This is a genomic window from Cupriavidus agavae, from assembly GCF_004217045.1.
GTDB lineage: Bacteria > Pseudomonadota > Gammaproteobacteria > Burkholderiales > Burkholderiaceae > Cupriavidus > Cupriavidus agavae.
Genome location: NZ_SGXM01000003.1, coordinates 1 through 21,729, shown reverse-complemented (window position 1 = coordinate 21,729; position 21,729 = coordinate 1). Strand labels below are relative to the sequence as shown.

Below are 21,729 nucleotides of genomic sequence, written 5' to 3'. Positions count from 1 at the left end.
GACCTGTTCCCCAGTGTCCCGATCCCGATTTGCCGGGCCGCATGCCGGCTCAGTACGACCAGCTCACGTTGAAGCCCGCCGTGTTGCCGGCCGTGACGAAGCCCGCCGGCTTGTAGAGGGGCTTGCCGACGAACAGGTCGGCGTACAGGCCCCGGTAGCCCCCGCGCACGCCGAGCACCGCGCCGGCCAGCCGCGTGCCGGCGAGGTAGGCCGCGCTGCCGCCACCCACCTGCCCGTAGTCCGCGCCCGCGTATAGCTCGAAGCCGGTCGCGCCCATCGCCAGCGCCAGTTCGTTGCGCACGAACCAGCCGCGGTCGCCGATCAGCGTGGTTTCGCCGTCGAAGCCGCGCACCGTGTAGCGGTTGCCGATCGAGAAGCGGTCCTGCGGCACGAGCGGGGTGAAGTTCCATTGGCCGCGCACCGCGCCCGTGTAGCGCAGCCGTTGGGCGGCCAGCGCGAAGGGCAGGGTCAGCTGGGCGTCGGCCAGCAGGATTTCGGGCCGCGAGGTGCCCTCGGCGAATCTCTCCTCCGGCGCGTGTAGTGCGGCCAGCGCGCCGGTGCCGCGCCGGTACGCCAGGCTGGTGTCGAGCGACGCGGCGCCGAGGTATTCGCGGTGGGTGAGGCCAAGCTCCCAGCCGGCCATGCGGCGGCGCTGGTTCTGCACCTCGGTGTCGTCGATGTGGTTGCTCGATGCGCGCGTCCAGCCGCGTATGTAGGCGGTGGTGCGGCGCCCGGCGTCGCGGTGCAGCAGGCGCGCGAGGCGGACTTCGGCGTTCTGGCTGTCGCCGCTGTAGCGGTGCGTCTGGTTGGCGCCGGCCACCGACTGGTGGTACTGGCTGCCGCTGGCGGTCAGGCCGAGCAGCCAGTAGTCGTAGGGCACCGAGTAGTGCACCGTGTAGCCGCGCGTGCCCTTGCCGCCGCCGCCGTTGCCTCCGCCAAGGTCGTGGTTCAGGCTCGCGTAGAACAGGTCGTTGAGCGTCCACCAGTGATCGAACGAGACCGTGACGCTGCCCTGGTACTTGCCGGTCTGCCGGCTGCCGGCGTCGTCCACGGTGGCGCTGAGCCGGAACGGCATGCCCTGGTGCCAGCGGATCACGAGGTCGCTGTCGCCGGGCCGCGCGCCGGGGCCTTCGGCGGGGGTGATCTGGATATCGGCCTCGGCGGTTGGCACGCGCTTGAAGTTCTCCAGCGCCTGCTCGATGTCGCGCAGGTTCAGCAGGTCGCCCGGCTGCGCCGGCACGGCGTTCCAGCGCGTGGCGCGCGCATCCGAATCCTCGCTGAAGCGGATGCTGCGGATGCGGCCGGCAATCACGGTCAGCGTCAGCGTGCCGGTCTTGAGATCCTGCGGCGCGGCCAGCACGCGCGTGGTGACGTAGCCGCGTTGCACAATGGCGTCCTGCACGCGCGCCATGACCGTGTTGATGCCCTGCGTGCCGAGGCAGCGGCCAAGGGCTGGATCGCCGGGCGCGTCGGCCGCGCCGAGCGCCCACCGGAACTGACCGGCAGCCTCGCCGGCCAGTTCGACCTGGTCGATCCGGAAGCAGGGGGCTTCGTCCTGCGGCAGGCGCCGGGCGGCGGTGGCCGCGGGCGTATCGAGCCGCACATCGGGCTCGGCTTCCTCACGCTCGCGCAGTGCGCGTTCGCGCTCCTGCTGGCGCAGTTGCTGCTGGGCGTCGCGTTCGGGGAGGGTGAGTGCGGAGGGCGGGGGAGCGGGCTGCGCCGTGGCGGGCAGCGCCGGGGAAAGCGCGAGCGGGAATGCAAGCGGTAGTGCAAGGGCGGACAGCGCGCGTGGCGCCCGCTGCCGGAGATCGTAAAACCGCCAGTTTCTATCGTTGCCGCCGCCGCGCACCATCCCGCTCCTGTCGAGGATCGGCGCGAATCCGGAAGGTGTGGCGCCGACTCAGGACCGGGACGTTATCGGCGCGGCAATGCCATGAAAATCGTAGCTTTCCGAAAAGTGCGAATGCCGGGCGGCAGCGGTCAGCGCGCCGTGCCGGCGGCGGCCTTCTCGATGAACTGCGCGAGGTCGATATCGCGCTGGGTCAGGCCATTGGCGTCGTGGGTGGACAGCGTGATGTCCACGCGGTTGTACACGTTGAACCATTCGGGGTGGTGATCCACCTTGTCGGCGCGCAGTGCCACACGTGTCATGAAACCGAACGCGGCGTTGAAATCGGCGAACGTGAACGATTTCTGGATGGCATCGCGGCCCTGCACCGGCGTCCAGCCGGGCAGGTCGGCCAGCAGCGGCTGGCGTGCCTCTTGGGATAGGGGAGTCATGTCGGGCTCGATCGATGGAAAACAGAAAATTGGCGAAAGTGCGACGTCCTAGATGTCGTCGCTGTCAGCCCAGCCTTCGCGGTTGCCGGCATGGATCACCTGGTCGCCCGCCACGATATCGCCGGCGCCCAGCGTGGGCAGCGCGGCCAGTTCGGGGTAGAGCGGCGTGAAATCGGGGCCGGTGGCGTCGAACAGCTGTTCGAAGCTGTCGATCACGAAGTACGTCTTCTGGAACGTATCGATCCTATACCGGGTCCGCATGATGCGCTTGAGATCGAAGCCGATGCGGTTCGGGCTGGCCGAATCGAGGCTGTAGATCGACTCGCCCTGGCTCGACACGATACCCGCGCCAAAGATGCGCAGGCCCTGCGGCGTGCGGATCAGGCCGAACTCCACCGTGTACCAGTACAGGCGGGCCAGCATGTCCAGCGCCCCCAGCCGCGCGGCCTTGAGTCCGCCCTTGCCGTACGCCTCCATGTAGTCGGCGAACACCGGGTTGATCAGCAGCGGCACGTGGCCGAACACGTCGTGGAAGCAGTCGGGCTCCTGCAGGTAGTCGAGCTGCTCGGGCTTGCGCATCCACCAGCTGGCCGGGAAGCGGCGGTTGGCCAGGTGCTCGAAGAAGACCTCGTCGGGCACCAGCCCCGGCACGGCCACGATCTGCCAGCCGGTGGCCCGCATCAGCATCTCGTTGAGCTGGTCGAACTCGGGCACGCGGTCGCGTTCCATGCCCAGTGTCACCAGGCCCTGCAGGAATTCGTCGCAGACCCGGCCCTGCAGCATCGACGCCTGGCGGTCGTAGAGCTTGCGCCAGATCGCGTGGTCGGTCTCGGTATAGCGGTGGACCGGCTGGGCGATGGTGAAATCGGGGCGCAGTTCCTGGCCCGACAGCAGGCCGGCGTCGAACTGTTCCTTGAGTTTCGCGGTCATGGTGCCGGCGAAGCTGGCTTCCGTGGCTTCTGGCGTGGCGGCCGACAGGTTCATGAGGTGTCTCCGATGCGGGTTTCATGCATAGTCTAGCGATGCCGGCGCGCAAGAAGGCCGCAATATCGGCGCCGTTTGCGATCGGGATGCATATAATCCGCATATCTGTAATCCGCCATGCGGGATTCCTGCGCCCATGAACCCTTCTGACCTCGACCCCTACGACCTGGCCCTGCTGGCCGCCCTGCAGGCCGATGGCCGTTCCACCCACCAGCAGCTGGCCGAGCGGGTTCACCTCTCGCCCAGCCAGGTGGGCCGCCGGCTGGCCCGGCTGGAGTCTGACGGCGTCATCACCGGCTACCGCGTCAATCTGTCGCCGCAGGCGCTGGGGCTGGGCGTGCTGGTCTTCATCAGTGTGAAGCTGGCGCACCACGGCGACACCATCATCGAGCGGTTCAAGGAGGAAATCCTGCTGCTGGAAGAGGTGCAGGAGTGCTATTCGGTGGCCGGCGAGGCCGACTACCTGGTGCGCGTGGTCGTGCCGGACCTGCCCACGCTGGCGGAATTCACGATGAAGCGGCTGATGCGCGTGCCCGGCGTGGAAAGCGTGCGTTCGAATATCGTCCTGACGGCGCTCAAGCGGGAGGGGGCGCTGCCGCTGTCGCATTTGCGCTGAACCATGGTTTGGTAGCGGGCAAATGTGCAGAGGCTTGCGCTTGGCATCGGCCCATGTCACGCTCGCCCGGAGCCAAAAATCCGGAGAAGGCAGCATGGGGAAGATCGCCACGGTGGCACGCGCCACCGCCGCAGGTCTGGTATGGGGAGCGCTGGCATGGACGTCGGCGGCCACGGCAGCGCAGGTCACGCGTTTCTCGCCCGAAGGGGTGAATCCGCAGGTGCGCCAGGTGGCGATCCGCTTCGACGAACCCATGGTGCCGATGGGCGACCTCAAGGCCGCGCCGCCCGCCGCGGTGTCATGCACGGGCGGCAGCGTGGGCGGTTCGGGGCGCTGGATCAACGCCACCAACTGGGTGCATGACTTCGAGCGCGACCTGCCGCCCGGCGTGCGTTGCACGGTACGGATGGCCGGCGGGCTCAAGAGCGTGGCGGGCAAGGCGTATGCCGGCAAGCCCGAGTACCGCTTCGAGACCGGTGGCCCGATCGTGGTGTCGGCCCGGCCCTCGGGCGGCGAGGTCGAGGAAGACCAGGTCTTCGCGCTGCGCTTCAATGGCGCCGCCACGGCGGGGTCGATCCGCGAACACGCGTGGTGCCAGGCCGAAGGGCTCGGCGAGCGGATTCCGGTCAGGCTGCTGGCCGGCAAGGACCGTGACGCCGTGATCGAGGCGTTGCACTGGAAAGAGGTGGCGAAGCGCGAGGCCGATGCCATCCACCTGCTGGCCTGCCAGCAGCGGCTGCCCGGCGGCGCCCGGATGCAGCTCGTGCTCGATGCCGGTATTGCCACCCCCTCGGGGCTGGCCACCACCGCGGCGCGCCGCTTTGACTACACGGTGCGCGAACCCTTCACCGCCGGCTTCACCTGCGAGCGCGAGCGCGCCGAGGCGCCCTGCACGCCGCTGCGGCCCATGACCGTGACGTTCTCGGCGCCGGTCGCGCGCAAGCTCGCCGAAGGGCTGGTGCTCAAGACGCCATCCGGTCCACAGAAGCCGGTCTTCGATCCGGACGAGGCGGCCGATGCGCCGGTCTCGTCGGTCCAGTTCAAGGGGCCGTTCCCCGAGAAGGCCAGCCTGACGATCGAGGCCCCGAAGGATCTCAAGGACGAAAGCGGCCGGGCGCTCGCCAATGCCGACCTGTTCCCGATCAGGCTGACCACGGCCACGCTGCCGCCGCTGGCCAAGTTCGCCGCCGCGCCGTTCGGCGTGGTCGAGCGCTTTGCCGACGTGCCGCGCGGCAAATCGGCAAACGACTATCCGCCGCTGCTGCCCGTGACGCTGCGCAACGTCGAGGCCGACCTGCCCACGCTGGCCGTGCGTGCCGAGGCCGGCACCGTGGCGCGGCTCAAGGTCGATGACGATGGTGCCATCCTGCGCTGGTTCGGCATGGTCAAGCGCATGCACGAGAACACCTGGACGCGCGAGCAGATCGCGGCCATCCGCGCGGGCCAGCCGCCGTACAGCGTGCGTACGCCGCGTGACGCGCCCGCCGTGGAAACCCGCTCGGTCTCGCTGCTCAACGGCGTCAGCGGCGCGAAGACGCTGGCCATTCCCAAATCCTCCGACACCACGCCGCGCCCGTTCGAGGTCGTCGGCATTCCGCTGCCCGAACCGGGCTTCCATGTCGTGGAAATTGCCTCGCCGATGCTGGGCGAGGCGCTGCTCGGCAGGAAGGCGCCGATGTACGTGCGCACCGCCGTGCTGGTGACCAACCTCGGCGTGCACTTCAAGCTGGCGCGCGGCGAGGCCGAGGGCGACATGAGCGGCATGGCCTGGGTGACCTCGCTCGACGACGGCAAGCCCGTGGCCAACGCGAAGCTGGCCGTGCGCAGCTGTGACGGCGAGCTGCTGGCCGAAGGGGTCAGTGACGCCACCGGCGTGGCGCGCTTCGGCAAGCTGCCCGACAACCGCTACAAGGACTGCCGCAACGGCATGGACGGCTACTTCGTGTCCGCCCGCATTGCCGCCGATCATCCGCAGGCGCGCGGCAAGGCCGACATGGCGTTCGTGATGTCGGACTGGCACCGGGGCATCGAGACGTGGCGCTTCAACGTGCCGACCGACCTGAGCCCGAAGCAGACCGTGCGCGCACACACGATCTTCGACCGCACGCTGCTGCGCGCCGGCGAGACGGTGTCGATGAAGCACCTGATCCGCAACGAGACCGCGCAGGGCTTTGCGCTGCCGGCCGCGCTGCCCGCCAGGCTGGTCATCACGCACGAGGGCAGCGGCCAGAAGTACGAGATGCCGCTGGCGTGGCGCAATACGGCCACGGGCGGCCGCAGCGCCGAGAACACCTTCCAGGTGCCCCCGGCGGCCAAGCTTGGCGTTTATGACGTGACGCTGGTCTACGACAACGACCGCACGCTCGGCAGCGGCAGCTTCCGCGTGGAGGCGTTTCGCCTGCCGGTGATGTCCGGTTCGCTGTCGGTGGCCAAGGACCCCAAGGTCAAGGGCAATGCGCTCGTGGCGCCGGCCGAGGTGCCGGTGAATGTCGGCATCCACTACCTGAACGGGGGCGGGGCGGCCGGACTGCCGGTGCGCGTGTCGGCGCTGCTGCGCGGCAAGTCGGTCAACTTCGCCGACTACGACGAATTCTCGTTCGAGCCGCCGCGCACGCCGCAGCAGTCGCCGGCCGGCGACGAGGAGCAGGACGAGGACAGCGAGAACCCGCGCGAGAGCGAAAAACTCGTGGCCGACAAGCTGCCCGTCACGCTGGACAAGGACGGTAACGGCAAGGTCACGGTCAAGGACCTGCCTAAGGTGACCACGCCGGGCGATCTTGTGCTGGAGGCCGGTTTTGCCGATCCGAACGGCGAGATCCAGACGCTGCGCCAGACCGTGTCGCTGTGGCCGTCGGCCGTGGTGGTGGGCATCCGCGCCGCGAACTGGGTATCGGTCAGCCAGAAGCTGGCGGTGCAGGCCGTGGTGGTGGATACGCAGGGCAAGCCGGTGGCCGATTCGCCGGTGCAGGTCAAGGCGCGGGCCCGCATCACGACGTCCGCCCGCAAGCGCGTGGTGGGCGGCTTCTACCGCTATGACAACCGCAGCGAGACCAGGGACCTCGGGGTGGTCTGCGAGGCGCGTACCGACGCGCAGGGCCGCGCGCGCTGCGACGTGGCGCTCGCCCAGGCCGGCGAGATCGAGCTGGTCGCCAATGCCCGCGACGCCGATGGCCGCGTGGCGCAGGCTGCCACCACCGTGTGGGTGACGCGGCAGGGCGAACTCTGGTTCGGCGGCGAGAACCACGACCGCATGGATGTGCTGCCCGAGAAGAAGAGCTACGCGCCCGGCGAGACCGCCGTGTTCCAGGTGCGCATGCCGTTCCGCCGCGCCACCGCGCTGGTGGCCGTCGAGCGCGAAGGCATCATCGAGACGCAGGTCATCGAACTGAACGGCACCGATCCGACCATCAGGCTCAAGGTCAGGCCCGAGTGGGGTCCGAACGCCTACGTGTCGGTGCTGAGCGTGCGGGGCCGTCTGCGCGAGGTGCCGTGGTACTCGTTCTTCACGTGGGGCTGGCGCCAGCCGCTGGGCTGGTGGCAGGCGTTCCGCAGCGAGGGCAAGGAGTACGTGGCGCCGTCGCCGCTGGTGGACCTGTCGAAGCCGGCCTTCCGTCTTGGGCTGGCGGAGATCCGCGTGGGCAGCGAGGCGTACCGGCTCGACGTCTCGGTCACGCCCGACAAGGCAACCTACCCGGTGCGCGGCAAGGCGCGCGTGGTGGTGCAGGTCAAGCTGCCCGATGGCAAGCCGGCGGCCAATGGCGAGGTGGCGCTGGCCGCTGTGGACCAGGCGCTGCTGGAGCTGATGCCGAACGGCAGCTGGAACCTGCTCGACGCGATGGTGCAGCGGCGCAGCTACGGCGTGGAGACGTCCACGGCGCAGATGGAGATCATCGGGCGGCGCCACTATGGCCGCAAGGCGCTGCCGGCAGGCGGGGGCGGCGGCAAGAGCCCGACGCGCGAACTGTTCGACACGCTGCTGCTGTGGAACCCGCGTGTGCAGCTTGACGCCGAGGGCAAGGCCACGCTGGAGGTGCCGCTCAACGATTCGCTGACGAGCTTCCGCATCGTCGCGGTGGCGGACCTTGGCGTGAACCGGTTCGGCTCCGGCAGCGCGACGATCGCGGCGACGCAGGACCTGCAGATGATCTCGGGCCTGCCGCTGCTGGTGCGCGAGGACGACCGGTACCGCGCGATGTTCACGCTGCGCAACACCACGCAGCGTGCGATGACGGTCGAAGCCACTGCGCGCGCCACGCTGGTCGACGCGCAGACGCTGCCGGCCCAGACCGTGCAGATTCCGGCCGGCGAGTCGCGCGAGGTCAACTGGGATGTCACCGCCCCGGGGCTGCTGGCCTTCACGCGCAGCGGGACCATCGTGTGGGAAGTGGCGGCCACCGAGAAGGGCGGGGCCGGCGCCAGCGACAAGCTCAAGGTCTCGCAGCAGATCGTGCCGGCCGTGCCCGTCACGGTGCAGCAGGCCATGCTCGCGCAGCTAGTGCCGAACCTGTCGGTGCCGGTGCAGGCACCTGCCGGGGCGCTGGCCGATCCGGCGGGCCGTCTGCGCGGCGGCATGCAGGTCTCGTTGCAGTCGTCGCTGGCCGGCGGCATGCCGGGCGTGCGCGAGTGGTTCCGCAACTATCCGTTCAGTTGCCTGGAGCAACGCACGTCGAAGTCTCTCGGCCTGGCCGACACGGCGGCGTGGGACGCGCTGATGGCGCAGTTGCCGTCGTACCTCGACAGCAACGGGCTGGCATCGTACTTCCCGCTGCGTGACGGGCAATCGGGCAGCGAGGTGCTGACCGCGTATCTGCTGACGATTGCCGACGAGGCGTCGCGCGCCGGCCTGCCGATGCGCATCCCCGACGCGCAGCGTGAGCAGATGGCGCGCGGGCTGACCGCGTTCGTCGAAGGCCGCATCACGCCGCCGCGCTGGGCGCCGGCCTCGGCCACGATGGATCTCGACGTGCGCAAGCTGGCGGCCATCGAGGCGCTCTCGCGCAGCGGCCGCGCGCAGGCCCGCATGCTCGGCTCGATCCAGATCCTGCCGGACCAGTGGCCCACCGCCGCGCTGATCGACTGGCTGTCGATCCTCTCGCGCGTGCAGGACATCCCCGAGCGCGACAAGCGCATGGCCGACGCCACGCAGTTGCTGCGCAGCCGCCTGACCGTGCAGGGCACGCGGCTGGTGTTCTCGACCGAGCGCAGCGACAACTGGTGGTGGCTGATGCAGGGCGGTGACGTCAACGCGGCCAAGCTGCTGGCGGTGGCGTCCGAACTGCCGGCGTGGAAGGACGATGTGCCGCAACTGGTGACCGGGCTGCTGGGCCGCCAGACGCGCGGCGCGTGGATGACCACCACGGCCAACGCCTGGGGTGTGCTGGCGATCAAGCGCTACGCGCAGGTCTACGAGAAGACCCCGGTGGCCGGCACGGTGCGCGCCACGCTTGGCGATGCCACGCGTACGTTCGACTGGTCGAAGGCGACCCAGAGCGAAGGCGTGGCCAGCGGCACGGTGGACCTGCCGTGGCCGGCGGCGTCGGGCACACCGGCGCCCGGCGCGCTCCAGGTGGAGCAGCAGGGCACGGGCCGGCCGTGGGCCACGGTGCGCGCGCTGGCAGCCGTGCCGCTGCGCGAGCCGGTGTCGGCGGGCTACCGTGTGCGGCGCACCGTGACGCCGGTGGAGCAGGCCGTGGCGGGCAAGTGGTCGCGCGGCGACAGCTACCGCGTGCGGCTCGACATCGACGCGCAGGCCGACATGACCTGGGTCGTTGTCAGCGATCCGGTGCCGACTGGTGCGACGATCCTCGGCAGCGGCCTGGGCCGGGATTCGGTGATCGCCACGCGCGACGAGAAGAAGGCATGGTCCGACTTCACCGAGCGCACGCCCGAGGCGTACCGCGAGTATTTCAGCTACGTGCCCAAGGGCGCGCTGCAGGTGGAGTACACGGTACGGCTCAACAACGTGGGCGAGTTCGCACTGCCGCCGTCGCGCGTCGAGGCGATGTACGCGCCCGATGTCTTTGGCGAAACGCCTAACCCGAAGGTCAGCGTAGGAGCCGGCAAGTGAGCTGGATCGCCATGCGAATGCCCCCGCGCGTGCGTGAATGGTGGGTGGCCGGCGCGCTTGCCGGCATCACCTACGGCGTGTTGCTGTTCCAGGTCTGGCTCGAAGTGCCGGCGGGCACCCCGCTGACCGGCCAGATCGCCTACCAGCCGCTCTGGAAGGCCGCCATGGCGTTGCTGCTGGCGCGTGCCGCCTGGTTTCACCAGCCGCGCGTGGAACGGCGCTGGCTGGTGACCGCGCTGCTGTTTTCGGCGCTGGGCGACCTGCTGCTGGCGCTGCCGGGCCTGCGGATCTCGTTCGTTGGCGGCCTGGCTGCGTTCCTGATGGCGCATCTGGCCTACCTGCGGCTGTTCGTGCCGCTGGGCGCGGACCTGCGCGCGTCGCGGCTGGTGGGCTGCGGCATCGTGCTCGGCGCGGCCGGGGCGTTGCTGGGCCGCTTCTGGCCGAACCTCGGCGCCCTGGTGTGGCCGGTGACCGGCTACATCGGCGTGCTGGCGGCGATGGCCTGCGCCGCGCTGCTGGCGCGGCTGCCTACGCCGTGGGCAGCCATCGGGGCGCTGTGCTTCGTGGTGTCGGACGCGCTGATCGGCACCGCCCGGTTCCTGTCGCCGTTCGAGACGTACCAGTTGGCCATCTGGTGGACCTACGCCATCGCGCAGGTGCTGCTGGTGGCCGGGCTCGTCGCGGGGCGCGAGGCGTGAGGGCGGCATGACCATCCGGCAAACCCGGCGCGCGCTGGCTGTCGGACTGCTGCTGTGCGCGGCGGCGGCACAGGCCGTGCCGGCCTTCCGCGAGGTACGCGACAACTGGCGCAGCGCCGATATCGTCGTGGCCGACCGCCACGGCGAGACCGTGGCGCGCGTGCGCGACGACTTCCAGGCGCGGCGCGGTGACTGGGTGACGCTGGCCGACACGTCTCCGGCGCTGCGCACCGCCATCGTGCTGTCCGAGGACCGGCGCTTCTATGCGCACAGCGGCGTGGACTGGCAGGGCGTGGCCGCCGCCGCGTGGGCCAACCTCTGGAACACGCGCACGCGCGGCGCGTCAACGCTGACGATGCAGCTGGCCGGCCTGCTCGACGAAGACCTGCGCGCGCGCCGTGGCCGGAGCTTCGGCCAGAAGGTGGGGCAGGCGGTCAGCGCGGCCTCGCTCGAACGTGGCTGGAGCAAGGACCAGATCCTGGAGGCCTATCTGAACCTCGTGCCATTCCGGGGCGAGCTGGTGGGGCTCTCGGCGATGTCGCAGACGCTGTTCGGCAAGGTGCCGGGTGGCCTCGACGCACGCGAGGCCGCCGTGGCCGTGGCGCTGGTGCGCAGCCCCAATGCCACGCCGCTGCAGGTGTCGAAGCGCGCGTGCGGCATCCTGCGCGACATGAAGCAGCCGGGCGAGTGCGACGGGCTCGACGGCTTCACGGCCCTGGCGCTGGCCAAATCGGTCAGCCTGCCCGGCGACGGCCTGGCCGCGCGGCGCGGCGCCAACCTGGCGCCGCATCTGGCGCGTGCGGTGCTGGCGCAGGCGCGTGCCGCCGCACCCGGCAAGCCGTTGCCACCGCGCATTGCCACCACGCTGGACGCCGGCGTGCAGCGCGTGGCCGTGGACAGCCTCGACCGGCACCTGCGCGAACTGGCGGGCCGCAATGTCGAGGATGGCGCGGTGGTGGTGCTCGACAACGCGAGCGGCGATGTGGTGGCCTACGTGGGTTCGTCGGGCGCACTGTCCGGCGCGGCCGAAGTCGATCACGCCGCGGCGCTGCGGCAGGCCGGCTCCACGCTGAAGCCGTTCCTGTACGCGCAGGCCATCGAGGAACGGCGGCTGACGGCCGCCTCGCTGCTCGACGACCGGCCCGTCAACCTGCCTACCGGCGGCGGGCTCTACATTCCGCAGAATTACGATCACCGCTACGCCGGCTGGGTCAGCCTGCGCGCGGCGCTCGGCTCGTCGCTGAACGTGCCGGCGGTGCGCACGCTAGTCATGGTGACGCCGCACCGCTTCCATCGCCGGCTGGTGGCGCTGGGGCTGCCGCTCACGCAGTCGGGCGACTACTACGGCTACAGCCTGGCGCTGGGCAGTGCCGATGTCTCGCTCCTGTCGCTGACCAATGCGTATCGTAGTTTCGCCAATTCCGGTGCCTATGCGCCGGCGCGCATGACTGCGGTGGCAACCTCTGCGCCGCGTGCCGTCATGACGCCCGCCTCGGCGTACGTGATCGGTGACGTGCTCGCCGATCGCCACGCCCGGGCGCGCACGTTCGGACTCGACAGCCCGCTGACCACGCGGTTCTGGACGGCCGTGAAGACCGGCACGAGCAAGGACATGCGCGACAACTGGGCGGTGGGCTGGTCGCAGCGCTATACGGTGGGTGTCTGGGTCGGCAATGCCAGCGGGGCGAGCATGCACGATGTGTCAGGCGTCTCGGGCGCGGCGCCGGTCTGGCACGAGGTCATGGAAGCGTTGCATGCCGGCACGCCGAGCCGTGCCCCGGCGATGCCGGCCGGCGTGGAACGTGTGGCGCTGACGTTCGACGGCAACCTCGAACCGGCACGCGACGAGGTGTTCGTGGCGGGAACGGCGGTGCGGTACATCCGCGTGGGGTCCACGGGCCAGGCGCAGGGCGCGCCGGCCATCGCCAGTCCGGCGAACGGCACCATCTTCGCGCTCGATCCCGACATCCCGCCTGCCGCGCAGCGCGTCTGGTTCCATGCCGATGGGCTGACCGGCCAGACCGCCAACGCCGTGAGCTGGCGTCTGGACGGCAAGCCGCTCGGCAAGGGCGGGCAGGTGGCATGGCTGCCGTGGCCGGGCCGGCATCGCGTGCAACTGCTGGATGCCGGCGGCAAGGTCGTCCACGAAATTGGCATCGAGGTGCGCGGCGCCAGCGTGCGGGAGGCGGGGCCGCAGAAGGTGTCGGTGCGGCGCTGAGCGGCGCGTCGGCGACAATGGCGATCCTGCTGTCCACCCGAATCATCCGATGACTGCCTCGTTCCAGCCGCTCGACGCCGCCGCCACCGCGGCCCGCCTGCCTTATCCCGAACTGGCACGCGCCATTGCCGCGATGCTCGGCGAGCTGCGCGACGGCACCGCCATGGCGCCGCCGCGCATCGCGCTGCCGATCGGCGACGCCGAACGCGGCGCCGGTACGTTGCTGGTGATGCCGGCCCGCAACCGCGACCTTGTGATGACCAAGAACATCACCGTGCATCCGGGCAATCCGCAGCGCGGGCTGGCGACGATCCTCGGCGAGGTGCTGGTGGCGAATGCCCACACGGGCGAGCGCGTGGCCATGCTCGACGGTCCGACCGTCACGGGGCGCCGCACGGCGGCGGTTTCGCTGCTGGCGGCGCAATCGTTTGCACCGGTGCCCGATGGCGAGCTGCTGATCGTCGGCGCCGGGGTGCAGGCCGAGACGCATCTCGAAGCCTTCGTGGACGGGCTGCCGGTGCGCAAGGTGTGGTTCCAGTCGCGCACGCGCGCCAAGGCCGAGGCGCTGGCGGCGCGGGCGCGTGAACTCGGCGTGGCAGCCGAGGTGGTGGACGAGGTGGCGCACGTGCTGCCGCGCGTGTCGATGGTGGTGACCGTGACGTCGAGCCGCACGGCGGTATTGCCGGACCTCGACAGCGGCCTGTGGACGGAGCGCCACTTCATCGCCGCCGTGGGCGCCTTTCGTCCCGACATGTGCGAGCTGCCCCCCCGTCTCTGCCACGCCGCCGCCGCCAGCGGCCGGCTGCTGGCCGATACCCTGTTCGGCATCGAGGACGAGGCTGGCGATCTGCTCCAGGCGGGTATCGACTGGGCCGACGTGCAGCCGTTCGAATCGGCCATCCTGGAAGCAGACGCGCTGCGCGCCCGTACCCGCAGCCCGCTGGTGTTCAAGAGCGTGGGCTATGCGCTGTGGGATCTGGCGGCCTGTGTACTGGCCAGCACCCGCCGTGGCTGATGCAGCACGGCGTTTTGGCACCGTTGATACATCAATAAAGCCATGTCGGCGCAAAGGTCTTTCAGGGTTGTAACCGAACCGTTGCGCCCACGCGTCGTTTTAGTTCAGAAAACTCCTAAATCCGGGCAGCTTATTCTGGGTTAACCCTGCCTTTAGGGCATTTCTTCTATGATCCCGTTCCATGTTTGAAACAGTCTGCGCAGGCCGCGCTGGATAATGCCTGCAGCAGTGTCGTATTCAAAGAGGATGGAGCAGAGGAACAATGAACAAGATCTATAAGAAGATGCTGGTGGCAGGCGCCGCCATGGCACTGGCTGGTGTCGCACAGGCCCAGTCCGCGGGTAGCAACATCGTCAGCCTGGGCTGGATGCGCGTGATGCCGCAAGGGCACTCGGAATTCCTGACGATCGACTCGATCGCCGGCCGTCCCGCCGGCGTGCAGCGGCCGAACACCGGCGCCACGATCGATTCCGTCGATACGGTCGGCCTGACCTTCTCGCATTTCTTCACCGACAACATTTCGGCCGAATTCGTGCTGGGCGTGCCGCCCGAGCATGACGTCAGCGGCGACCGTGGCTACGAGAAGTACGGCAAGCTCGGCAAGGTCCGCCAGTGGAGCCCGGCCGTGGTGGCCAAGTGGCACTTCTTTGACGCCAAGACCAAGCTGCGCCCGTACGTGGGTATCGGTGTGAACTACACGTGGTTCACGGGCGAAAGCGTGACCAACCAGACGTTCGTGCAGAGCGAGTTCGGTCCGGGCTCGACGATGACCGGCACGGCCAAGTCGTCGTGGAACCCGGTCTTCAACGTCGGCGCCAACTATGCCATCACGGACCGCTGGTTCGTGGGCCTGTCGGTCTCGTACGTGCCGATCTCCACGACGGCCCGTTTCACGACCACGCTGGCCAACGGCGCCAAGGTCGAGTCGCACACGAAGATCAAGATCGATCCGATCGTGACCTTCCTGAACGTCGGCTACCGCTTCTGATCCATTGCCGGATCATTCGTAACGAAGGGCACCCCGCGGGGTGCCCTTTGTGCTTTATGCGGCGCTCTTGACCGGATAGCCGGCCGCTTCGATTGCCTGCTGGAGCACGGTGCGGTCGGCAGCCGATTCGACCTTGACCGACTGCGTGGGGACATCGGCAGCCACCTGGGCGGCCGGGTCCACCGCCTGCACGGCCTTGGTGATGGCGCCAACGCAATGGCCGCAGGACATGCCTTCAACCTGGAACTGGATCATGGGAAAAAACTCCTTGTCGTAAAGAGGGAGGATGGATCACGCCAGAAGTATGAACCTTCCCACCGTGGGAACCGCAAGTCTGTCGCGCGTCGCGTGAAAACCTTGACCTTCCAATGATGGTAAGGTCCACAGTGCAGTTATCGCGCGCCGTGCGCCTGGCCGAACCGATCCCATGACTTCATCCGCCTCGACTCCGAGTTCTTCCGAATGGCGCCTTCCCGTGGAAGGCATGACCTGCGCGTCGTGCGTGCGGCGCGTGGAAACGGCGCTGGCCAGGGTGCCAGGCGTCCGCGAGGTGGCCGTGAACCTGGCGACCGAGCAGGCCACGCTCCAAGCCGAGTCCGGCGCCGCGCTGGCAGCGGCGGCGCAGGCGGTCAGTGCGGCCGGGTACGAGGTGCCGCGCGCCGAGATTGCGCTCGACATCGCCGACATGACCTGCGCCTCGTGCGTGGGCCGCGTGGAGCGTGCCTTGCGTGCCGTACCGGGCGTGGCCGATGCCCAGGTGAACCTGGCAACCGAGCGTGCCACGGTGACCGTGCTGCGTGGGGCGGTGGACGCTGCCGCGCTGGCCGAGGTTGTCACGCGTGCGGGCTATGGGGCGACCCCGGTCGCCGACGCCGCAGCGGTGGGTACGGCCACGACGCACCACGATTTCTGGTCGGGTCCGTGGCCGGTGGCGATCTCGGCGGCGCTGTCGCTGCCACTGGTGGCGCCGATGGTGCTCGAATGGTTCGGCATCCACGCGATGCTGCCGGGCTGGGTGCAGTGGCTGCTGGCCACGCCGGTGCAGTTCGTGTTCGGCTGGCGCTTCTACAAGGCCGGCTACAAGGCCGTGCGCGCCGGGGCCGGCAACATGGACCTGCTGGTGGCGCTGGGCACCTCGGCGGCCTACGGGCTGTCCATCTGGCAGATGTTCGCGGCGGGCGAGGCCATGCCGCATCTCTATTTCGAAAGCGCGGCGGTGGTCATCACGCTGGTGCGGCTCGGCAAGTGGCTGGAGACGCGCGCCAAGCGGCAGACCGCCGAGGCCATCCGCGCGCTGGCGGCGCTGCGGCCCGACACCGCGCAGGTACGCCGCAACGGCGCGGAGCAGACCGTGCCGCTGGTGCAGGTACGCGTGGGCGACGACATCGTGGTGCGTCCGGGCGAGCGGATTCCGGTCGATGCCGAGGTCATCGAAGGCGGCAGCCACGCCGACGAGTCGATGCTGACCGGCGAGCCCGTGCCCGTGCCGAAGCAGCCCGGCGACCGGCTCACCGGCGGGTCGATCAACCAGGAAGGACTGCTGGTGGCGCGCACCGTGGCCGTGGGGGCAGAAACCGTGCTCGCCAGGATCATCCGCATGGTCGAGCACGCCCAGGCGGCCAAGGCGCCGATCCAGCGGCTGGTGGATCGCGTCAGCGCGGTCTTCGTGCCGGTGGTGCTGGGCATCGCGCTGGCCACGCTGCTGGGCTGGGGGCTGCTGGGGCACGACTGGAGCGCGGCGCTGCTCAACGCGGTGGCCGTGCTGGTGATCGCCTGCCCGTGCGCGCTGGGGCTGGCCACGCCCACGGCGATCATGGCCGGCACCGGCGCCGGCGCGCGCGCCGGCATCCTGATCAAGGACGCCGAGGCGCTGGAACTGGCGCATCGTGTCTCGGTGGTCGCCTTCGACAAGACCGGCACGCTGACGGTCGGCAAGCCCGAGGTGGTGGCGCTGCTTGCGGCGGATGGCGACGAGGGCGCGCTGCTGGCCAGGCTGGCGGCGCTGCAGGCGGGCAGCGAGCATCCGCTGGCGCGCGCCGTGACGACATTGGCTGCGGCGCGCGGGATCGGGGTTCCGGCCGCGAGCAACGTGCACGCGTTGCCGGGTCGCGGCATCGCCGGGCTGGTGCAGGCGCAGAGCCTGCAACTGGGCAGCGAAGGGCTGCGTGTCTCGCTGCAGGCCGACGCGGGCGCGCTGGCTGGCGACGCCGAACGGCTGCGGCAGCAGGGGCGCACGGTGTCGTGGCTGATCGATGTCGGGCGCAAACAGGTGCTGGGGCTGGTGGCCTTCGGCGATGCCGTGAAGCCGGGCGCCGCCGTTGCCATCGCCCGGCTGCGCGGCGCTGGCATCCGCACCGTGATGCTGACCGGCGACAACGCCGGTGCCGCCGCGCAGGTGGCCGGACAGCTGGGACTCGACGATGTGCAGGCCGAGGTGCTGCCGCAGGACAAGGCGGCGCGGGTGGCGGCGCTGAAGCAGGACGGTGCGGTGGTGGCGATGGTCGGCGACGGCATCAACGATGCCCCCGCGCTGGCCGCGGCCGATGTGGGCGTGGCGATGTCCACCGGCACCGATGTGGCGATGCACGCGGCCGGCATCACCGTGATGCGCGGCGATCCGTCGCTCGTGGCCGATGCGCTGGCGCTGTCGCACCGCACCGTGCGCAAGATTCGTCAGAATCTGTTCTGGGCCTTTGTCTACAACGTGGTGGGCATTCCGCTGGCGGCGGCGGGCCTGCTGAACCCCGTGGTGGCTGGCGCGGCGATGGCGTTCTCCAGCGTCAGCGTGGTGGGCAACGCGCTGTTGCTGCGCCGCTGGCAGCCGCAGGCCGGCAAGGAGGCAACGCGATGAATATCGGCGAAGCGGCCCAGGCATCGGGCGTGTCGGCCAAGATGATCCGGCACTATGAATCGATCGGGCTGGTCGATGCGCCGCCGCGCAGCGAAGGCGGTTACCGCCGCTACGACGACCGCGCGGTGCACACCTTGCGCTTCGTGCGGCGCGCCCGTAATCTCGGCTTCTCGCTCGACGAGATCCGCGGACTGCTGTCGCTCTGGCACGACCGGGCGCGCGCCAGCGCCGACGTCAAGGCGCTGACGCTGAAGCATGTGGCCGACCTCGAAGTCCGGATCTCGGAACTGGCCGCCATGCGCGACACGCTGCGATCTCTGGCCGAAGCGTGTTCTGGTGATGACAGACCCGATTGCCCGATTTTGTCGGACATGGCGCGGATGGATGGGGACGATTGCGCGGGGTGTCATTCGTAGCGGATCAATTGCTGTCGGACAACAAGAAGCAGAAAAACAGGACCGGGAGACCCACGCATGACCGCCACTCAGACCCACCAACGCATGCGCGACGGCACCGAGCTGCTGGTCCGTACCTGGCTGCCCGGTATCGAACCCCTCGGCACCGTGCTGCTCGTCCACGGCCTGGCCGAACACAGCGGGCGCTACGATCACGTTGCCGCTGCCCTGTGCGAAAGGGGCCTGCGCGTACGTGCCTACGATCATCGTGGCCACGGTGCCAGCGGTGGTCCCCGCATGGTGGTGCCGGGTCCCACCGCCTATGTCGATGATTTTTCAGAAATCTACGATGCCGCCGTGCGCCAGTGGCCAGGGTTGCCGATCGTGCTGGGTCACAGCATGGGTGGTCTCGTGGCCGCGCAGTTCGCCACGGCGCGGGTGCGGCCGGTCCGGGCGTTGATCCTGTCGTCGCCGGCGCTGGCATTGAAGCTGTCCGGCACCATGCTGACGCTGCAACGGGTACTGCTGGCGCTGGCGCCACGTCTGCGCGTGCCGAATCCGATCGATGCGCGGATGCTGTCGCATGATCCCGAAGTGGCGCGTGCCTATCGCACCGATCCGCTCGTGCAGGGCACCATCAGCGCCAGCGTGCTCGAATCGTTCCTGCGCGGCATGGCGCAGGTGCAGGCCGATGCCCCCCTGCTGGAGGCGCCCACGCTGCTGCTGGTGGGCGGCGCGGACGGCATCGTCGACGCGCAGGGTAGCCGTACCTTCGCGGACCGCGCGCCGGACGGGCTGCGCGAACTGGTCTGGTTCGAGACCGGTTACCACGAGATCTTCAACGAGGCGCAGCCGCTGCGCGGCGAGGTATTCGCCGCATTGGACGCCTGGCTGCGGCGCCACCTGGCGGCTCCGGCAAACCCCTGACGCCGGCGTGGCGCAAGTCGTGCGATGATCTCCGGCATTCCGACAATAACAGCCGCAGCCCTCAGGGCCGGCAAGGATGCAAGGGGACATGGAGACGTACGACTACATCATCGTGGGGGCGGGGTCCGCCGGCTGCGTGCTGGCCAACCGCCTGACGCAGGACCCGGACGTGAAGGTGCTGCTGCTCGAGGCGGGCGGCAAGGACGACTATCACTGGATCCATATCCCGGTCGGCTATCTCTATTGCATCGGCAATCCGCGCACCGACTGGCTCTACCGTACCGTGGAGGAGGCCGGGCTCAACGGCCGCTCGCTGGGGTATCCGCGCGGGCGCGTGCTGGGCGGCTCGTCCTCGATCAACGGCATGATCTACATGCGCGGCCAGCGCGAGGACTACGACGACTGGGCCCGCATCACCGGCGATGACGGCTGGCGCTGGGACAACGTGCTGCCGCTGTTCCGCCGCAGCGAGGATCACTACCGTGGCGCCAGCGAATTCCACGGCGCCGGCGGCGAGTGGCGCGTAGAGGCGCAGCGGCTGCACTGGGACATCCTCGAAAGGTTCATCGACGCCGCCGAACAGGCCGGCATTCCGCGCACCGACGATTTCAACCGGGGCGACAACTTCGGCGTGGGCTATTTCGAGGTGAACCAGCGGCGCGGTATCCGCTGGAACACGGCCAAGGCCTTCCTGCGCCGGGCCTCCGAGCGGCCCAACCTGACCATCGTGACCGGCGCGCAGGTCAGCGCCCTGACCTTCGACACGCCCGACGGCCGCCGCTGCACTGGCGTGCAATACCTGGGCGGCGGCCAGCCGGCCGAGGCGCGCGCTGCCGAGGAAGTGATCCTGGCCGCCGGCGCCGTGAATTCTCCACAACTGCTGGAATTGTCCGGCATCGGCCAGCCCGGGCGGCTGCAGGCGCTGGGTATCCGCGTGCGCCACAGCCTGCCCGGCGTGGGCGAGAATCTGCAGGATCACCTCCAGCTGCGTACCGTGGTCAAGGTCGATGGGGTGCGCACGCTGAACACCCGTGCGGCGCGGTGGTGGGGCAAGCTCGGCATCGGCCTGCAGTACGCGTTCAACCAGAGCGGGCCGATGAGCATGGCGCCGTCGCAACTGGGCGCGTTCGCGCGGTCTGACCCGGGGCAGGTGCGTGCCAACGTGGAATATCACGTCCAGCCGCTGTCGCTCGACAAGTTCGGCGATCCGCTCCATGCGTTCAACGCGTTCACCGCCAGCGTCTGCAACCTGCGGCCTACCTCGCGCGGGAGTGTCCATATCGAGGATGCCGATTTTCGGCGCGCGCCGCGCATCGCGCCCAACTATCTCTCCACCGACGAGGACCGGAAGGTGGCGGCCGATTCGATCCGGCTCACGCGCCGCATCGTGGCGTCGCCGGCGCTTGCGCCTTACAAGCCACAGGAGTGGCTGCCGGGGCCGGCCTTCCAGACCGACGAGCAACTGGCCGAGGCGGCTGGCGCCATCGGCACCACGATCTTCCATCCGGTGGGTACCTGCCGCATGGGGGCCGCCGACGATGCCGCCGCCGTGGTGGACAACCGGCTGCGCGTGCGCGGCATAGCCGGGCTGCGCGTGGTCGATGCCTCGGTCATGCCGCTGATCACGTCGGGCAATACCAACTCGCCAACGATCATGATCGCGGAGCGCGCCAGCGAGATGATCCGTGCCGACCGCAAGGCACGCGCGAGCGGCGCAGCAATTTCGCCAGAAATCGTGGCGCCCGTCTCGGCATGACGGCAGCGAAAAGGGCCCGATAAGGGTCTTCCACGAGACATCGGACGACGCAGGCGGCGGCCCCCGGAGCGGCTGTCCGTGCGCGTCCGCACGCCACCGATGCGCCATGTGGCTAATGTATTACGCCTAGTGCAAACCCCGATGTTTTGCGACGCAGCAGGCGCACACAATAGTTGCCGGTATACGGTGCCTGAGTCTTCACTTCGCACGCGGATACCAGCGGCAGCCGCGCCGCCATAAAACACACGACAACGCGGCAAACATGGCGACAGCGCCGGAGTTCGAACCATTGTCAGTTGCCGGGCACAAGCCGGCAAACGCAGCAAGAGGGCGGGCAGGAGACTATGACTCAGGAAATCATCCTGGAAACAAGGAACCTCACGAAGGAATTCAAGGGGTTCACCGCAGTGAGCGACGTCAACCTGCGCGTGCGTCGCGGCTCGATCCATGCATTGATCGGGCCCAACGGCGCGGGCAAGACCACCTGCTTCAACCTGCTCACGAAGTTCCTGGAGCCCACCACGGGCACCATCCTTTTCAACGGCATCGACATCACGCGCGAGAAGCCCGCCCAGATTGCGCGGCGCGGCGTGATCCGCTCGTTCCAGATCTCCGCCGTGTTCCCGCACCTGACCGTGCGCGAGAACGTGCGCATCGGCCTGCAGCGCCAGCTTGGCACCGCGTTCCAGTTCTGGCGCTCCGAGCGCTCGCTCGACGTGCTCGATGCCCGCGCGATGGACCTGCTCGACCAGGTGGGCCTGACCGAGTTCGCCGAGACCGTCACGGTCAACCTGCCCTATGGCCGCAAGCGCGCGCTGGAGATCGCCACCACGCTGGCGATGGAGCCCGAGCTGATGCTGCTCGACGAGCCCACGCAGGGCATGGGCCACGAAGACGTGGACCGCGTGACGCAGCTGATCAAGAAGGTCTCCGC

General features: G+C 69.3%; 15 protein-coding genes. 11 read left to right on the top strand and 4 right to left on the bottom strand.

The features are described 5' to 3' along the window. Positions 1–49 precede the first annotated feature (49 nt). From EV147_RS14000 to phhA, 3 genes are all read right to left on the bottom strand, one after another. Complete coding sequence (locus EV147_RS14000) at positions 50–1,852, bottom strand: ShlB/FhaC/HecB family hemolysin secretion/activation protein (protein WP_130391827.1); 1,803 nt, start codon at positions 1,850–1,852, stop codon at positions 50–52. Positions 1,853–1,980: 128 nt separating this feature from the next. Further along, on the bottom strand, positions 1,981–2,280 hold the full coding sequence (locus EV147_RS13995; RefSeq protein WP_130391826.1) for a 4a-hydroxytetrahydrobiopterin dehydratase: 300 nt from the start codon (positions 2,278–2,280) through the stop codon (positions 1,981–1,983). A 48-nt stretch (positions 2,281–2,328) separates the two neighbouring features. Next, positions 2,329–3,264 (bottom strand): phenylalanine 4-monooxygenase, encoded by a 936-nt coding sequence (gene phhA / locus EV147_RS13990; protein WP_130391825.1) that lies wholly within the window; start codon positions 3,262–3,264, stop codon positions 2,329–2,331. 136 nt (positions 3,265–3,400) lie between these two features. On the opposite strand from phhA, the gene EV147_RS13985 reads away from it, so the two are divergent. From EV147_RS13985 to EV147_RS13960, 6 genes are all read left to right on the top strand, one after another. Then, complete coding sequence (locus EV147_RS13985) at positions 3,401–3,880, top strand: Lrp/AsnC family transcriptional regulator (RefSeq protein WP_130391824.1); 480 nt, start codon at positions 3,401–3,403, stop codon at positions 3,878–3,880. 94 nt (positions 3,881–3,974) lie between these two features. After that, the gene (locus EV147_RS13980) at positions 3,975–9,947 is read left to right on the top strand and encodes an alpha-2-macroglobulin family protein (RefSeq protein WP_130391823.1); all 5,973 of its coding nucleotides are present in this window, start codon (positions 3,975–3,977) and stop codon (positions 9,945–9,947) included. Next, a complete protein-coding gene (locus EV147_RS13975; protein ID WP_130391822.1) occupies positions 9,944–10,645 on the top strand; it encodes a lysoplasmalogenase in 702 nt (233 codons plus the stop codon). Before EV147_RS13980 ends, EV147_RS13975 begins: the two co-directional genes overlap by 4 nt. 7 nt (positions 10,646–10,652) lie before the next feature. After that, positions 10,653–12,863, top strand: a complete 2,211-nt coding sequence (gene pbpC, locus EV147_RS13970) for a penicillin-binding protein 1C (protein WP_130391821.1) — start codon at positions 10,653–10,655, stop codon at positions 12,861–12,863. Positions 12,864–12,912: 49 nt separating this feature from the next. Continuing rightward, on the top strand, positions 12,913–13,878 hold the full coding sequence (locus EV147_RS13965; protein ID WP_130391820.1) for a delta(1)-pyrroline-2-carboxylate reductase family protein: 966 nt from the start codon (positions 12,913–12,915) through the stop codon (positions 13,876–13,878). 262 nt (positions 13,879–14,140) lie between these two features. Then, positions 14,141–14,866: an OmpW/AlkL family protein gene (locus tag EV147_RS13960; RefSeq protein ID WP_130391819.1), complete on the top strand. Its 726-nt coding sequence runs from the start codon at positions 14,141–14,143 to the stop codon at positions 14,864–14,866. 54 nt (positions 14,867–14,920) lie between these two features. Here EV147_RS13960 and EV147_RS13955 read toward each other — a convergent pair whose 3' ends face one another. Beyond that, on the bottom strand, positions 14,921–15,121 hold the full coding sequence (locus tag EV147_RS13955; protein ID WP_130391818.1) for a heavy-metal-associated domain-containing protein: 201 nt from the start codon (positions 15,119–15,121) through the stop codon (positions 14,921–14,923). A gap of 172 nt (positions 15,122–15,293) precedes the next feature. On the opposite strand from EV147_RS13955, the gene EV147_RS13950 reads away from it, so the two are divergent. From EV147_RS13950 to EV147_RS13930, 5 genes are all read left to right on the top strand, one after another. Further along, entirely contained in the window at positions 15,294–17,717 is a 2,424-nt protein-coding gene (locus EV147_RS13950; RefSeq protein ID WP_130391817.1) for a heavy metal translocating P-type ATPase, read from the top strand. Then, on the top strand, positions 17,714–18,133 hold the full coding sequence (cueR, locus tag EV147_RS13945; RefSeq protein WP_130391816.1) for a Cu(I)-responsive transcriptional regulator: 420 nt from the start codon (positions 17,714–17,716) through the stop codon (positions 18,131–18,133). The genes EV147_RS13950 and cueR overlap by 4 nt, the downstream gene beginning before the upstream one ends. A 57-nt stretch (positions 18,134–18,190) precedes the next feature. Continuing rightward, on the top strand, positions 18,191–19,039 hold the full coding sequence (locus tag EV147_RS13940; protein WP_130391815.1) for an alpha/beta hydrolase: 849 nt from the start codon (positions 18,191–18,193) through the stop codon (positions 19,037–19,039). An 88-nt stretch (positions 19,040–19,127) separates the two neighbouring features. Further along, positions 19,128–20,795 (top strand): GMC family oxidoreductase, encoded by a 1,668-nt coding sequence (locus EV147_RS13935; RefSeq protein ID WP_130391814.1) that lies wholly within the window; start codon positions 19,128–19,130, stop codon positions 20,793–20,795. A gap of 344 nt (positions 20,796–21,139) precedes the next feature. Continuing rightward, the coding region (locus EV147_RS13930) for an ABC transporter ATP-binding protein (RefSeq protein WP_130391813.1) at positions 21,140–21,729 on the top strand (590 nt) is incomplete at its 3' end.

Excerpts from the sequence above, each read along its gene's own strand:
- EV147_RS14000 (WP_130391827.1), bottom strand. The coding sequence starts at position 1,852 with ATGGTGCGCGGCGGCGGCAACGATAGAAACTGGCGGTTTTACGATCTC.
- EV147_RS13995 (WP_130391826.1), bottom strand. The coding sequence starts at position 2,280 with ATGACTCCCCTATCCCAAGAGGCACGCCAGCCGCTGCTGGCCGACCTG.
- phhA (WP_130391825.1), bottom strand. The coding sequence starts at position 3,264 with ATGAACCTGTCGGCCGCCACGCCAGAAGCCACGGAAGCCAGCTTCGCC.
- EV147_RS13985 (WP_130391824.1), top strand. The coding sequence starts at position 3,401 with ATGAACCCTTCTGACCTCGACCCCTACGACCTGGCCCTGCTGGCCGCC.
- EV147_RS13980 (WP_130391823.1), top strand. The coding sequence starts at position 3,975 with ATGGGGAAGATCGCCACGGTGGCACGCGCCACCGCCGCAGGTCTGGTA.
- pbpC (WP_130391821.1), top strand. The coding sequence starts at position 10,653 with ATGACCATCCGGCAAACCCGGCGCGCGCTGGCTGTCGGACTGCTGCTG.
- EV147_RS13965 (WP_130391820.1), top strand. The coding sequence starts at position 12,913 with ATGACTGCCTCGTTCCAGCCGCTCGACGCCGCCGCCACCGCGGCCCGC.
- EV147_RS13960 (WP_130391819.1), top strand. The coding sequence starts at position 14,141 with ATGAACAAGATCTATAAGAAGATGCTGGTGGCAGGCGCCGCCATGGCA.
- EV147_RS13955 (WP_130391818.1), bottom strand. The coding sequence starts at position 15,121 with ATGATCCAGTTCCAGGTTGAAGGCATGTCCTGCGGCCATTGCGTTGGC.
- EV147_RS13950 (WP_130391817.1), top strand. The coding sequence starts at position 15,294 with ATGACTTCATCCGCCTCGACTCCGAGTTCTTCCGAATGGCGCCTTCCC.
- cueR (WP_130391816.1), top strand. The coding sequence starts at position 17,714 with ATGAATATCGGCGAAGCGGCCCAGGCATCGGGCGTGTCGGCCAAGATG.
- EV147_RS13940 (WP_130391815.1), top strand. The coding sequence starts at position 18,191 with ATGACCGCCACTCAGACCCACCAACGCATGCGCGACGGCACCGAGCTG.
- EV147_RS13935 (WP_130391814.1), top strand. The coding sequence starts at position 19,128 with ATGGAGACGTACGACTACATCATCGTGGGGGCGGGGTCCGCCGGCTGC.